This window comes from Shinella sp. NM-101 (genome assembly GCF_021401195.1).
Lineage (GTDB): Bacteria > Pseudomonadota > Alphaproteobacteria > Rhizobiales > Rhizobiaceae > Shinella.
The window spans coordinates 16,522-29,881 of record NZ_JACBFT010000012.1 but is presented as its reverse complement, the minus strand read 5'-3'; the positions used below and the strand labels follow the sequence as shown (position 1 = coordinate 29,881).

Annotated in this window: 17 protein-coding genes; 9 read left to right on the top strand and 8 right to left on the bottom strand. The window is 65.4% G+C overall.

Features of this window, described 5'->3' with window-relative positions; translation table 11 throughout:
- Window positions 1–6 precede the first annotated feature (6 nt).
- From lspA to L0976_RS20330, 3 genes are read right to left on the bottom strand one after another with little or no spacing between them, the layout of a single operon-like run.
- Window positions 7–498 (bottom strand): signal peptidase II, encoded by a 492-nt coding sequence (gene lspA, locus L0976_RS20340; RefSeq protein WP_203317316.1) that lies wholly within the window; start codon window positions 496–498, stop codon window positions 7–9.
- Entirely contained in the window at window positions 495–1,349 is an 855-nt protein-coding gene (locus L0976_RS20335; protein ID WP_234189063.1) for an RNA methyltransferase, read from the bottom strand. Before L0976_RS20335 ends, lspA begins: the two co-directional genes overlap by 4 nt.
- Window positions 1,346–2,488: a class I SAM-dependent methyltransferase gene (locus L0976_RS20330; protein ID WP_234189138.1), complete on the bottom strand. Its 1,143-nt coding sequence runs from the start codon at window positions 2,486–2,488 to the stop codon at window positions 1,346–1,348. The genes L0976_RS20335 and L0976_RS20330 overlap by 4 nt, the downstream gene beginning before the upstream one ends.
- Window positions 2,489–2,546: 58 nt before the next feature.
- Here L0976_RS20330 and L0976_RS20325 point away from each other — a divergent pair, with 58 nt between their 5' ends.
- Window positions 2,547–2,996, top strand: a complete 450-nt coding sequence (locus tag L0976_RS20325) for a carbon monoxide dehydrogenase subunit G (RefSeq protein ID WP_203317314.1) — start codon at window positions 2,547–2,549, stop codon at window positions 2,994–2,996.
- A gap of 1 nt (window position 2,997) precedes the next feature.
- Here L0976_RS20325 and L0976_RS20320 read toward each other — a convergent pair whose 3' ends face one another.
- The 3 genes from L0976_RS20320 to sppA form a co-directional block, all read right to left on the bottom strand.
- Window positions 2,998–3,342, bottom strand: coding sequence for a DUF1049 domain-containing protein (locus L0976_RS20320; protein WP_234189061.1), 345 nt, complete (start codon window positions 3,340–3,342; stop codon window positions 2,998–3,000).
- A 98-nt stretch (window positions 3,343–3,440) separates the two neighbouring features.
- A complete protein-coding gene (locus L0976_RS20315) occupies window positions 3,441–3,752 on the bottom strand; it encodes an integration host factor subunit beta (RefSeq protein WP_203317312.1) in 312 nt (103 codons plus the stop codon).
- A 15-nt stretch (window positions 3,753–3,767) separates the two neighbouring features.
- Entirely contained in the window at window positions 3,768–4,718 is a 951-nt protein-coding gene (gene sppA / locus L0976_RS20310) for a signal peptide peptidase SppA (protein ID WP_234189059.1), read from the bottom strand.
- A gap of 212 nt (window positions 4,719–4,930) precedes the next feature.
- Between sppA and lptC the strand changes: the two genes are divergently transcribed.
- The 6 genes from lptC (at window position 4,931) to ptsN (ending at window position 10,064) form a co-directional block, all read left to right on the top strand.
- Window positions 4,931–5,599 (top strand): LPS export ABC transporter periplasmic protein LptC, encoded by a 669-nt coding sequence (lptC, locus tag L0976_RS20305; protein WP_234189058.1) that lies wholly within the window; start codon window positions 4,931–4,933, stop codon window positions 5,597–5,599.
- Window positions 5,600–5,606: 7 nt separating this feature from the next.
- Window positions 5,607–6,170 (top strand): LptA/OstA family protein, encoded by a 564-nt coding sequence (locus L0976_RS20300; RefSeq protein ID WP_234189057.1) that lies wholly within the window; start codon window positions 5,607–5,609, stop codon window positions 6,168–6,170.
- A 27-nt stretch (window positions 6,171–6,197) separates the two neighbouring features.
- On the top strand, window positions 6,198–6,995 hold the full coding sequence (lptB, locus tag L0976_RS20295; protein WP_370577076.1) for an LPS export ABC transporter ATP-binding protein: 798 nt from the start codon (window positions 6,198–6,200) through the stop codon (window positions 6,993–6,995).
- 146 nt (window positions 6,996–7,141) lie between these two features.
- Window positions 7,142–8,701: an RNA polymerase factor sigma-54 gene (gene rpoN, locus L0976_RS20290; protein ID WP_234189056.1), complete on the top strand. Its 1,560-nt coding sequence runs from the start codon at window positions 7,142–7,144 to the stop codon at window positions 8,699–8,701.
- A gap of 249 nt (window positions 8,702–8,950) precedes the next feature.
- Window positions 8,951–9,526 (top strand): ribosome hibernation-promoting factor, HPF/YfiA family, encoded by a 576-nt coding sequence (hpf, locus tag L0976_RS20285; protein ID WP_203317307.1) that lies wholly within the window; start codon window positions 8,951–8,953, stop codon window positions 9,524–9,526.
- Between the two features lie 73 nt (window positions 9,527–9,599).
- Entirely contained in the window at window positions 9,600–10,064 is a 465-nt protein-coding gene (gene ptsN, locus L0976_RS20280; RefSeq protein WP_203317306.1) for a PTS IIA-like nitrogen regulatory protein PtsN, read from the top strand.
- A 166-nt stretch (window positions 10,065–10,230) separates the two neighbouring features.
- On the opposite strand, the gene grpE is transcribed toward ptsN, so the two are convergent.
- Window positions 10,231–10,854, bottom strand: coding sequence for a nucleotide exchange factor GrpE (grpE, locus tag L0976_RS20275; protein ID WP_234189055.1), 624 nt, complete (start codon window positions 10,852–10,854; stop codon window positions 10,231–10,233).
- 119 nt (window positions 10,855–10,973) lie between these two features.
- Window positions 10,974–12,056: a heat-inducible transcriptional repressor HrcA gene (gene hrcA / locus L0976_RS20270; protein WP_203317304.1), complete on the bottom strand. Its 1,083-nt coding sequence runs from the start codon at window positions 12,054–12,056 to the stop codon at window positions 10,974–10,976.
- 151 nt (window positions 12,057–12,207) lie between these two features.
- On the opposite strand from hrcA, the gene rph reads away from it, so the two are divergent.
- Both rph and L0976_RS20260 read left to right on the top strand, forming a co-directional pair.
- Entirely contained in the window at window positions 12,208–12,924 is a 717-nt protein-coding gene (rph, locus tag L0976_RS20265; RefSeq protein ID WP_203317303.1) for a ribonuclease PH, read from the top strand.
- 13 nt (window positions 12,925–12,937) lie between these two features.
- On the top strand, window positions 12,938–13,354 hold the full coding sequence (locus L0976_RS20260; RefSeq protein ID WP_203317302.1) for a VOC family protein: 417 nt from the start codon (window positions 12,938–12,940) through the stop codon (window positions 13,352–13,354).
- Window positions 13,355–13,360: the final 6 nt, after the last annotated feature.

Here is a 13,360-nt window from a genome sequence, read left to right as displayed (position 1 = left end):
CGAATTTTAGCGTTTCGCGCGAAGCAGCACGACGAGCTCGTCAAGGATGACGAGGCCCGCGCCGATGGTGATGAAGCTGTCGGCAAGGTTGAAGACGGCGAAGGACCAGGTCTCGGTGTAGAAGAGCACATAGTCGATCACGTAGCCGAAGAGCCCGCGGTCGATGAGATTGCCGAAGGCGCCGGCTATGATGAAGGCATAGCCGGCATGGGCAAGGCCCCGCTCCTTCGGCGTCTGCCGCCAGAGCCAGGCGACGAAGGCGACGACGAAGAGCCGGAGCGTCACGATGACCCAGCCCTCCATGCCCGACAGCATGGAGAAGGCGACGCCGTAATTGTAGGTGCGGTAGAGTGCCAGCATGGGCACGACATGCACGGCTTCCTGGAAGGGAAGCCAGCTTTCCACGGCGAACTTCACCGCCTGGTCGAGCAGCAGTGCAAAAAGGATGAAGACGACGACCGGCACCGGCCGGGAGAAAAGCGGGATGCGGTCGTTCATGCGCGGTCTTCCAGCGTCAGGAGGTGGCGGCGCGCCTCGAAGAGCATGATGCCGGTGGCGATGGCAAGGTTCAGCGAATCGGCAAGGCCGGCCTGCGGGATGCGGGCGAGCGCATCGGCCTCACGGGCAAGCGCGTCCGGCAGGCCCGCCTGCTCGTTGCCCATGAGGAGGACGACGGGCTTCTTCCGGTAATCGATGGCGCGATAATCGACGGCGCCGGCAAGGTGCGTGGCGACGACGGAAACGCCGGCGCCCTTCTTCCAGCCGAGGAAGTCGGCCGGGCTCGCCTTCACCAAAGGCAGGGCGAAGACCGAGCCCATCGTGGCGCGCACGGTCTCCATCGAATAGGGATCGGTCGTCTCGCCGATCAGGATGACGCCGCTCGCGCCGGCCGCGTCCGCCGTGCGGATGATCGTGCCGAGATTGCCGGGATCGCGGACGCGGTCGAGCGCCACATAGGTCTCGTCGGCCTTCGGCTTCAGGTCCCGGAGGCTCGTCCAGCGCTGGGTGAAGATGCCGACGACCATCTGCGGGTTATCGCGCCGCGTGATCGAGGAGAGCACCTTCTCGCTGACCTCCAGCACCAGCCCGCCGCGCGCCACGGTCTTCGTCGCGGCCTGCACGACCTGCGGCTTGTCCTTGACGTTCTTGGCATAGACCAGCGTCCTGATCTCGAAGCCGAGTTCCAGCGCGTCGATGACGAGCTTCAGGCCCTCGGCCATGAAGCTCTTCGTCTCGTCGCGGTGCTTCTTGTCGGACAGCGCCTTGATGTCCTTGACGATCGGATTCGAAAGGCTCGTGACCTCCTTCACCTGACCGACGCGGCGGGCTCCATGGTGGTCGTGGCTCATGCGCTGATCCATCGGCTGAAGAGGGAGGTGGAGAGGACGCGGCCGGCCTCGCCGCCGTCCGGGCCGCTCTCGCGGATGACGAGCTCGCCCGATTCCACCGTGCCGCCGGCGCCGCGCATGGTCTCGCGCATCAGCTCGTGGATGGAATAGAAGCTCGCGCGGATCGAATAGGCCGTCAGCACGAGGCCGATGGCCTTGGGCGACAGGATCTCGCGGCAGATGTCGAGCATCAGCGGAAGGTGGTCGAAGAGGTGCCAGACCTCGCCGTTCGGCCCGCGGCCGAATTTCGGCGGGTCGGTGAGGATGATGTCGTATTTGCTGCCGCGGCGCTCCTCGCGCTGGATGAACTTCATCGCATCCTCGCAGATCCAGCGGATGGGCAGCTTCTCCATGCGGCCGAGCGCCTGGTTCTCGCGCGCCCAGCCGATGGCCTTCTTCGAGGCGTCGACATGGGTGACCTCCGCGCCCGCGGCCGCTGCGACCAGCGAGGCGACGCCGGTATAGCCGAAGAGGTTCAGCACCTTGACGGGACGGCCGGCGGTCTCGACCTTCTCCTTCATCCAGCGCCAGTGGGCGAGCTGTTCGGGGAAGACGCCAACATGGCGGAAGGCGGTGAAGCGGCCGTGGAAATCGACGCCGAGGAGCTGCATCGGCCAGGTCTCGCCGAGCGCGGCCTTCGGGAATTTCCATCGGCCCATGCCGTCCTCGTCCGTGTCGCCGGTGAAGAGGGCGTCGGCCTTGTCCCAGAGCGAGGCCGGCAGACTGCGCTGCCAGAGCGCCTGCGCCTCGGGGCGGACGATGCGATAAGGGCCGTATTGCTCCAGCTTCTCGCCGGCGCCGCTGTCGATGAGGCGGTACTGGTCGGAGCCGGCGGTTTCAAGGATGACGGGCACGCGCTCGGCGGGCTTTTCGCCCTCGCGGCGGATCAGCGGGCGGGCGGGCGCCTCGGGCGCGGGGCGCGGCTCCCTCTTCGGCGCCGGAGCGGCCTGCGGCCTGACATGTGCCTTGGCCTTGATCGGCGCGGCGGGGCCGCTCTTCGGCCGGCGGTGTCTGTCCTTCACGATCGATCGTCCGTCGTCGGTTGAAATTGGGCCGGCGGCGCCGGAAAACAAGCGGCTCCCATACCATCCCTCCCCCACTTGGCAAAGCGCTTTCCGATTGCGATAAATTTGGAACCGTTCCAGGAGGAGGATCGACATGGACATGTCCGGCGAAGAACGCATTGCCGCCCCGCGCGAGGCCGTCTGGGCTGCGCTCAACGATCCTGAAATCCTCAGGGCCTGCATTCCGGGCTGTCAGTCGCTCACCCTGAAATCGCCGACCGAGCTGGAAGCCGTCGTGAAGATCAAGATCGGCCCGGTCTCGGCGACCTTCAACGGCGAGGTGACGCTCTCCAACCTCAACCCGCCGGAAAGCTACACGATCTCCGGCGAGGGCAAGGGCGGCATCGCCGGCTTTGCCAAGGGCGGCGCGGATGTGCGCCTTGCCGAGGACGGCGGCGAGACGATCCTTGCCTATGACGTGAAGGCGCAGATCGGCGGCAAGCTCGCCCAGCTCGGCTCGCGCCTCGTCGATTCGACGTCGAAGAAGCTCGCGGCGCAGTTCTTTTCCGATCTCGGCGCGCGGCTGAACGGCGGGGCTGCCTGAATCACTTCCCCGAAACCGGCACCACGGCCTGCGAGGCGATCGCCTCTGCACGGGTGCGGTGCTTTTCGGCTTCCGTATGCCATTTCACCGCCTCACCCGCCTCGATGCGGGCGCGCTTGCGGTATTTTCCCTGGGTGAACCAGGTGATCAGCGCGCCCAGGACGAGGCCGAAGATCGTTGCGAGGAAGAGGTAGACGAAGAAGGGCGCGGTCGTGGAGAGCACGCTGTCTTCCGGGCGGAAGGGGTTGAGCGCCAGCGTCACCGGCTGGCGATTGGCCACCGACAGCACGATCAGCACGATGGCGACCGGGATGAGGACGAGGACGTTGACTATTCTCTTGACCATTGCGTCACCTTTCTTGCGCGCGGCGCCGGCGAAAGGCTCCGCGCGTGCCTTCGCAGTTCCGGGCGCAAGGCTGCTTCATGCTTTCCGCCGGAATTGCTTCAATCGTCCTGGTCGGCCTGGCCCGGATTGAGGCGCTCGCGCAGCTCCTTGCCCGTCTTGAAGAACGGCACCCACTTCTCCTCGACGAAGACCGCATCGCCCGTGCGCGGGTTGCGGCCCGAGCGCGAGGGGCGGTTCTTGACGGAGAAGGCGCCGAAGCCACGCAGCTCCACGCGGTTTCCCGCGGCAAGAGCATCCGTGATCTCATCCAGCACCGCATTGACGATGTTCTCGACATCGCGGTGATAGAGATGGGGATTACGGGCTGCGACGATCTGAACCAGTTCCGACTTGATCACGGTTTCCCCCATAAAAATTCTTGTTTTTCAATCGCGATCAACCTGCCAAACCGAGACCAGACCGTCAAGAAACAACTTCTCGCCGGCCAGCTTTTCGATCGTCGGTTGAAGGTCGAGCGAGAGGCCGAGCACCGAACGGGCCAATTCGCGGATGCTGCCGCCGATGAAGGGGATGCCCGAACGCCGCGTCGGCTCGTAGTCGACGAAGGGCAGGTCCTTGGCCACCTTGCGCCCGTCGAGATAGGCGCGGATCGCCTCCGGCCCGCCGAGCGTGTCGACCAGCTTGGCGGCGAGCGCCTGCCGGCCGGTGAAGATGCTGCCGTCGGCAAGGCGCAGCACCTCGGGGCGCGGCAGCTTGCGGCGCTCGGCGACGAGGTCGACGAACCAGTCGTAGCTGTCCATCACCATGGCGCGGATCATCGTCTTGGCGTCCTCGCTGGCCGGGTGGAAAGGCGAAGGCTCGGCCTTCAGCGGCGCGGACTTGATCTCCTCCAGCGAGACGCCGATCTTGTCCATCAGCTCCTTCATCTGCGGATACTGGAACAGGACGCCGATGGAGCCGGTGATCGAGCTTTCGCCCGCCACGATCGTATCGCCGGCGGTGGCGACCATGTAGCCGGCGGAGGCGGCGAGCGTGCGTACGTCCGAGACGACCGGCTTCTTCTCCGCCACTTTGCGCAGCGCCTTGAAGATGACCTCGCCGCCATAGGTCGTGCCGCCGGGCGAGGAGATCGTCACGACGAGCGCCTTGGCCCGGTCGTTCGCGGCGATGCGGTCGAGACGCTCCAGGAGGTCCTTGTCGTCCTGGATGATGCCGGAAATGCTGATGCGGGCGATATGGTCGCCCGCGCCGATATCGGGCCCGCGCCAGGCGACGGCGGCCCAGATCGCCGCGAGCGCGATCAGCACGGCCGCGACGCGCCAGAAGGTGAGCTTGCGGCGCAGTTGCCGGCGGTCTGCAATGGCGGATTGATCCATGTCCTGTCCTCGATGCTGGCGCCTGCCCTCGTCGGGGTGGCTTGCCGAAGGCCCTATCGATATGGCATTTCCCGCGCAAATGGCAATTCGTCGCTGAACTTTCTTGGACATCCATTGTTTGTTCAGGAATAATCGCCATATGGGCCCCGTTGTATATGCGGGCCGTCACTTCGAGCGGCGAAAGGCCGGGGCCGGAACTTCAAGCAGGCAAGATGCTGGACAGCGTGACAGACGCACCGACCGGTGCACAGGGCATGGGCGTATCCGCCGAGGCTTACCGCCTCGCGGCACGGCATTCCACGCGCGTGCGCATCCTGAAGGTCGCGCTGCCGGTCGCCGCGCTGGTCATCGCCGCGATCTTCGCCGTCGTCTCCATCGTGCGCACCTATATTCCCTCGGACCTGCAGGTGGAGAGCGCGACCATCGAGGACGGCAAGATCGTGATGCGCTATCCGGCGATCGCCGGCCGCAACAAGGACGGGATCAGCTATTCGATGAAGGCCGAACGGGCGCTGCAGGACATGAAGACGCCCGACGTCATCACGCTCGAGAACATCACGGCGAAGATGCCGGTCAACGACACGACCACCGCGGAAGTGAAGGCCGAGACCGGCATCTACGACCGCGGCAAGAACCAGCTCGACATGACCCGGCCCTTCACCATCAACCTCAATACCGGCCTTGCCGCCGACTTCCGTTCGGCCCATCTCGACATCACCGGCGGGACCATGGAGACGAAGGACCCCGTTTCCATCCGCTCGCCCGGCGCATCCATTGTTGCGCAGTCGCTGCGAATGACGGATAAAGGCCGTGTCGTCGTCTTCGAGGGCAAGGTCGTCGTCGACGTCGATCCTGCCGCCATCCGCAACCGGGAAAAGTAACAGCGCCATGTTCGCCACCCTCTCCGCCCCCGCCCGGGCCGCCAGCCTTTTCGTTCTTGCCGCGGGCTTCGCACTGGCCGCGGGCCATGCCGGCGCCCAGCAGACGGCGAGCAAGATGAAGGGCGTGCAGCTCTCGAACGACCAGCCGATCCAGATCGAGAGCGACGCGCTGGAGATCCGCGACCAGGAGAACAAGGCCGAATTCACCGGCAATGTGAAGGTCGTGCAGGGCACGACGACATTGCAGGCAGGCCGCATGGTCGTCCACTACAAGTCGGGCGGCAAGGGCTCCGTCGCCAGCGGCAATGCCGACATCGAGAAGATCGACGTCTTCGACAAGGTCTACCTGAAGTCTCAGACGCAGGAGGCGACCGCCGATACCGGCACGTTCAACCTCGACAACGAGACGCTGGTCCTCAAGGGCAAGAAGGTGGTGCTTTCGGAAGGCGAGAACGTCTTCGTCGGTTGTCAGCTCTCCGTCACCATGCGCACCGGCGAAGCGAAGCTGGATGCCTGCGGCGGCCGCGTCATGATCCAGCTCGACCCCAAATCCCGCCAGAAAACGAACTGATATAGCGCTTCTCCCGTGTCATCTTCCCTGCTCACCCGCCTGACGCGCCGCCCGAAGAAGGCCGCGCCGGAGCCCCAGCGCAGCGCCGACCTGTCGCGCTACGAGGGGACCCTCATCGCCCGCGGGCTGACGAAGACCTATCGCGACCGGCGCGTGGTCGACGGCGTGTCGCTGGTCGTGCGCCGCGGCGAGGCCGTCGGGCTGCTCGGCCCGAACGGCGCCGGCAAGACGACCTGTTTCTACATGATCACCGGCCTCGTGCCCGTCGACGAAGGCTCGATCGAGATCAACGGCCACGACGTCACCACCATGCCGATGTACCGGCGCGCGCGCCTCGGCGTCGGCTACCTGCCGCAGGAGGCCTCGATCTTCCGCGGCCTGACGGTGGAGGAGAACATCCGCGCCGTGCTCGAAGTGCACGACAAGAACAGGACGCGGCGCGAGGACAAGCTCGACAGCCTGCTGGCCGAGTTCTCCATCTCGCACCTGCGCAAATCGCCGGCCGTGGCGCTTTCGGGCGGCGAACGCCGGCGCCTCGAAATCGCCCGGGCGCTCGCCACCGACCCGACCTTCATGCTGCTCGACGAGCCGTTTGCCGGCGTCGACCCGATCTCCGTCGCCGACATCCAGGCACTGGTGCGCCATCTCACCTCGCGCGGCATCGGCGTGCTCATCACCGACCACAATGTGCGCGAAACGCTCGGGCTCATCGACCGCGCCTATATCATCCATGCCGGCGAGGTGCTGACCCATGGCCGGGCCAACGACATCGTGACCAATCCGGACGTGCGCCGCCTCTATCTCGGCGACAATTTCAGCCTCTGAACTGCGCGCGCCAACGCCGCGCCTTCACCAAGTTCGCGGCTGCCGCTTGACCGAACGGATATAAAAAGCAATTTTTGGGCCAGTTGGATTTCGCCACCCCGGCCCTGACGGCCGTGGGCCGCCTTCCGGGAGAGTAGAGCGTCCGCATGGCACTCGCCGCCAGCCTTTTCCTGCGCCAGAACCAGTCGCTGGTCATGACACCGCAGCTCATGCAGTCGATCCAGCTCCTGCAGATGACGCATGTCGAGCTGACCCAGTTCATCGAGCAGGAGGTCGAGAAGAACCCGCTGCTCGAGATCGCGGCCGGGGACGATGCCACGCGGGTGGAGAACGGCGCGTCCGATGATCATTTCCTCGTCGGCGAGGAGCGCGGGCATGGCGAAAATACCGGCACGGACGAGGGCTTCCAGCCGGACCTCTACGATTCCGCCACCGCGGGTACGGCGGGCAGCGCATCCGAGACCTTCGACGGCGGCCTCGACAATGTCTTCCCCGACGATGCCAGCCCCCGCACGGCGGACGCGCCGGAACTGATCGGCCAGTGGAAATCCATGCCGGGCGGGGACGGCGAGGGCTACGACCTCGACGACTTCGTGGCGAGCCGCAAGACATTGCGCGACGTGCTGAACGAGCAGGTCCCCTTCGTCCTTTCCGACCCGCTCGACCGGCTGATCGCCCAGCATCTCGTCGACCAGCTCGACGAGGCCGGCTACCTCCAGGGCGGCACGGCAGAGACGGCGCTCAAGCTCGGCAAGCCCGTCGCCGAGATCGAGCGGGTGCTGTCGCGCCTGCAGGAGCTCGATCCGCCCGGCGTCTTCGCCCGCTCGCTGCGCGAATGCCTTGCGATCCAGCTCAGGGCGAAGGACCGGCTCGACCCGGCCATGGCCGCGCTCGTCGACAATCTCGACCTGCTGGCCCGACGCGACTTCGCGACGCTGAAGAAGCTGTGCGGCGTGAACGAGGAAGACCTTCTCGACATGCTGGCGGAGATCCGCAAGCTCGATCCGAAGCCCGGCACGCGCTACGAGACGGGCGCCTCGGAGGCCGTGGTGCCCGACATCGTGGTGCGCGGCGCCCCCGACGGGAGCTGGCAGGTCGAGCTCAATCCCGACACGCTGCCGCGCGTGCTGGTCAACCGCGACTACTACACAGCCGTGTCGAGCCGCACGCCGCGCGACAGCGCCGACCACGGCTTCCTCAACGAATGCCTGCAGACGGCCAACTGGCTGACGCGCAGCCTCGACCAGCGCGCCCGCACGATCCTGAAGGTGGCGAGCGAAATCGTGCGCCAGCAGGACGCATTCCTGCTCAACGGCGTCGACCACCTGCGCCCGCTGAACCTCAAGACGGTCGCCGAGGCGATCGGCATGCACGAATCGACCGTGAGCCGCGTCACCTCCAACAAGTACATGCTGACGCCGCGCGGGCTCTTCGAGCTCAAATATTTCTTCACGGTCTCCATCGGCTCGGCCGAGGGCGGCGATTCCCATTCGGCCGAGAGCGTGCGCCATCGCATCCGCGCCATGATCGCGCAGGAGGCCCCCGAAGCGGTGCTTTCCGACGACGACATCGTCGATGCCCTGCGCAGGGGCGGCGTGGACCTCGCCCGCCGGACCGTGGCGAAATACCGCGAGGCGATGAACATCCCCTCCTCCGTGCAGCGCCGGCGGGAAAAGCGCGCGCTCGCCAAAGCCTCCACCGCGTGAAACAAAGCCGGGGACAGAGGCGTTTCGGCCCGCAGGAAGTGGACGATGCCGGAATCCGCCAATTGACTTTGCCAGCGGGACGGGCTAATGCGCGCCCCACTCTGAAGAGAAGGCAGCCCGGCATTCCAGACATTTCCCCGCTTTTTTGCAACGTGCGATGCACAAAACGACGCATGCGTGAAAAGCTTGGAACGTGGATGAGGTTGGAATAGACTGTTGCACGCAAATCACGAAAGAGAGGAAACCTCCATGAGTGTGCGTGTGTCCGGTAAACATATGGAAATCGGCGACAGCTTCCGCCAGCGTATTGAAGAGCAGGTGGGAGAAGCCGTAACCAAATATTTCGACGGAGGATATTCGAGCCAGGTCACCGTGGAAAAAGCGGGATCGCGGTACAGCGCGGACTGCAAGCTCCACCTGGATACGGGGACGGCATTGCAGGCCAATGGCGAAGCAAACGATCCGCTGGCCGCCTTCCAGGCAGCCTCCGAGCGGATCGAGAAGCGCCTGCGCCGGTACAAACGCAAGCTCAAGGCACACCACAACGGCAACGGTCACGACGCCTTTGCAGAAGTGGCCTACACGGTGATGGATTCGGTCCCCGACGAAGACGAAGAGCTTCCCGAGGACTACGCGCCGACCATCGTCGCGGAAAGCACGAAGAAACTCAGGACGATGTCCGTCGCCAGCGCCGTCATGGCGCTCGACATGACGGACGAGCCGGTTCTTCTCTTCCGCAGCGCCGGATCGGAGCAGCTCAATATCGTCTACCGACGCAACGACGGAAATATTGGCTGGATCGATGCAGCCAATATCAAAGGCTGAGTGACGGGAGCGTGGTGCCGGGACGGGCACCACGCTTCTTCAAACCCTTCACCCAGCGCACGAGGACAAGAGCATGGCATTGGCAGGTTTGCTGCAGCAGAGTGCGATTATTCCGGCGATGAAGGCCAACTCCAAGAAGCAACTGCTTCAGGAACTGGCGTTAAAAGCGGCAAAGATCACCGGAATTCCGGAGCGTGAGATCTTCGACGTCATCCTTCAGCGTGAGCGGCTCGGTTCGACCGGCGTGGGCAACGGCATCGCCATCCCGCACGGCAAGCTGAAGGAGCTTTCGCAGATCACCGGCCTCTTCGCGAGGCTCGAGACCCCCGTGGACTTCGAGGCACTGGACGACCAGCCGGTCGACCTCGTCTTCCTGCTGCTTGCGCCGGAAGGCGCCGGCGCCGACCACCTCAAGGCCCTCTCGCGGATCGCCCGCGTGCTGCGCGACCCCGGCATGGTCGCCAAGCTGCGGGCCTCCGACACCGAGAGCGCGATCTATGCCTGCCTCAGCGAGGAACAGGCGTCCAACGCGGCCTGAGGCTGAAAAACAACCCGATCGATCGCTTGCAAGAACCGCCGCAGACCCCATGGCCTGCGGCGGTTCTCGCGTTTACGGCACAAGAAAACGCCCGCATCGTTGTCGATGCGGGCGCCGGTCCATCGAAAAAGTCCTGCCGCCATGGAGGCCCTGTCGAAAGGCAGCCTCAGGCCTGTGCGGCGTTCGCCTCGCCGGCGGGAGCCTTCGGGCCGCCCTTGGAGACGCCGACCATGGCCGGGCGCAGGACGCGCTCGCCGATGACGTAACCGGCCTGCACGACCTGGACGACCGTGTTGCTGGCGACATCGGGGTTCGGCACCTCGAACATCGCCTGGTGGAAGTTGGGGTCGAATTTCTCGCCGATCGGGTCGAGCTTGCGCACGCCGTGGCGCTCGAGCGCGGCCAGCATGGAGCGCTCGGTCATCTCGACGCCTTCCGCCAGCGCCTTCAGGCCCGTATCGTTCCCGGCAAGGGCATCGGGCGGAATGGCGTCGAGCGCGCGGCGCAGATTGTCGGAGACGGCCAGCATGTCGCGCGCAAAGCCCGCGACGGAATAGGACTTGGCGTCCTTCACGTCGCGCTCGGTGCGACGACGCAGGTTGTCCATCTCGGCGGCCAGGCGCAGGTACCTGTCCCTGAGCTCGGCGTTCTCGGCCTTCAGAAGCTCGACCGGGTCGGGCTCTGCCGGAGCGTCCGCGCCGGCGGCAGCCTCCTGCGGGGCGAATGCTTCCGCGGCGACGTTGTTTTCGACCGCTTCGTCAGGTCCGTGTTTCTTGGTCTCGTCGGTCATGACGTACTCCGAATTGCATTTTAGGGGTTGTGCCCGATATCGAGCTTTGGGCCTGAAAAATCAAGGGCCGATGGTCGGAATGGCTGTTCGATGCGCCGCATGCCGCCATCAGGCACACTTCAGCGCGAAAGCCGCGACATGAGCTGGGCCGTATAGTCCACCATGGGCACGATACGGGAATAGTTGAGCCGCGTCGGCCCGATGACGCCGACGGCGCCGACGATCTTCTCGTCGCTGTCCCTGTAGGGCGCGACGATCAGAGAGGAACCGGAGAGCGAGAAGAGCTTGTTCTCCGAGCCGATGAAGATGCGCACGCCGGGGCCGGTCTCGGCGAGATTGAGAAGCTCGATCAGGCTGTCCTTGCGCTCCAGGTCGTCGAACAGCATGCGCAGCCGGTCGATGTCGTCGGCGCCGGCGAGGCCTTCCAGCAGGTTCGCCCGGCCGCGCACGATGAGCCGCGTCGGCTTGGCTTCGTCGAAGCCGCCGGACCAGACGGCGAGGCCGCGCTCGACGAGGCCCTGCGACAGTTTGTCGAGCTCGCGGCTGATCTCGCCGCGCAGGCGCTCGAGCTGCGAGCGCGCCTCGATGAGCGTGTTGCCGGCAAGATGGGCATTGAGGAAGTTGGCCGCCTCGGTGAGCTGCGAACCGGTGACGCCGGCCGGCAACTCAATGATGCGGTTTTCCACCTGGTCGTGGTCGCCCACCAGCACGACCAGCGCCTTGGTCGGCTCCAGCCGGATGAACTCGACATGCTTCAGCACGGCGTCGTTCTTGGTGGTGATGACGAGGCCCGCGCCGCGCGACATGCCCGACAGCGCCTGGCTCGCCTCGTTCATCATGGTCTCGACGGCCGTGTGCTTCTGGCCGTGCGGGCGCACATGGCGCTCGATGGAGGCACGGTCCTCGGCCGAGATATTGCCGACCTGCATGAAGGCATCGACGAAGAAGCGCAGGCCCAGCTGCGTCGGCAGGCGGCCGGCGCTGACATGCGGCGAATAGATGAGGCCGAGTTCCTCCAGGTCGCTCATCACATTGCGCACGGAGGCGGGCGAGAGCGACATGGGCAGGATGCGCGACAGGTTGCGCGAGCCGAGCGGCTCGCCGCTTTCCAGATAGGTCTCGACGATGCGGCGGAAGATCTCGCCCGAACGCTCGTCGAGCGCCGCCTGAATGTCAGGTCCCGGAGGATTCTTCAAAACCATCTTCGAACTGCAACCCTGTTGTCCGCCCGGAATATAGTGATTTCGCCGGCCGGCGCAAAACGGATTTTCCCCCACCTTGTCCCTCCGCCATTCCCTCGCCCGGCGAAACGGTCTAAAGCAGCCTCACACATATCTCAGACAGGAGTTCGCAATGCGGCCGTCCGGCAGAAAAACCGATCAGATGCGCAAGGTTTCCTTCGAGCGCAACATCTCCAAGCATGCCGAGGGATCCTGTCTCGTCAAGTTCGGCGACACGCATGTGCTGGTGACGGCAAGCCTGGAAGACAAGACCCCGCCATGGCTGCGCAACAGCGGCAAGGGCTGGGTGACGGCCGAATACGGCATGCTGCCGCGCGCCACCGGCGAACGCATGCGGCGCGAAGCCGCGGCCGGCAAGCAGGGCGGCCGCACGCAGGAGATCCAGCGCCTCATCGGCCGGTCGCTGCGCGCCGTCGTCGATCTGGAAGCGCTCGGCGAGCGCCAGATCACCGTCGACTGCGACGTCATCCAGGCCGACGGCGGCACGCGCACGGCCTCCATCACCGGCGCGTGGATCGCCCTTCACGACTGCCTGAAGTGGATGGAAGCACGCAGCATGATCAAGGTGGAGAAGGTCCTGAAGGATCACGTCGCCGCGATCTCCTGCGGCATCTTCGCCGCCCAGTCGGTGATCGACCTCGACTATCTCGAAGACTCCGCCGCCGAGACCGACGCCAACTTCGTCATGACCGGCTCGGGCGGCATCGTCGAGATCCAGGGCACCGCGGAAGGCAAGCCGTTCACGGAGGAGGAATTCTCCAGCCTGATGGCGCTCGCCCGGGGCGGCATCGCCGACCTCGTCGCCCTGCAGAAGCAGGCGATCGCCTGAGAGGGGCCCGATCATGACCGCCGCGATCGAAGGCATTCTCGAAACCGCGCTCTACGCGGACGACCTCGACGCGGCGGAAGCCTTCTACGGCGGCATCCTCGACCTCGAAAAGATCACGCGGCAGGGCAACCGCCACGTCTTCTTTCGCTGCGGCCCCGGCGTTCTCCTGATCTTCAATGCGAAGGAGACCGCCGTTCCCCCGCCGCCGCAGGCCTTTCCCGTGCCGGCGCACGGAGCGAGCGGGCCGGGCCATGCCTGTTTCCGCGTGCCGGGGCCGGAGCTTGATTTCTGGGTGAAAAAGCTGGAAGAAGCCGGAATCGCCATCGAAGCGGATTTCCGCTGGCCGAACGGCGCCCGCTCCATCTATTTCCGCGACCCCGCCGGCAACAGCCTCGAATGTGCCGAGCCGGGCCTCTGGAACATCGCTTAGGAACCT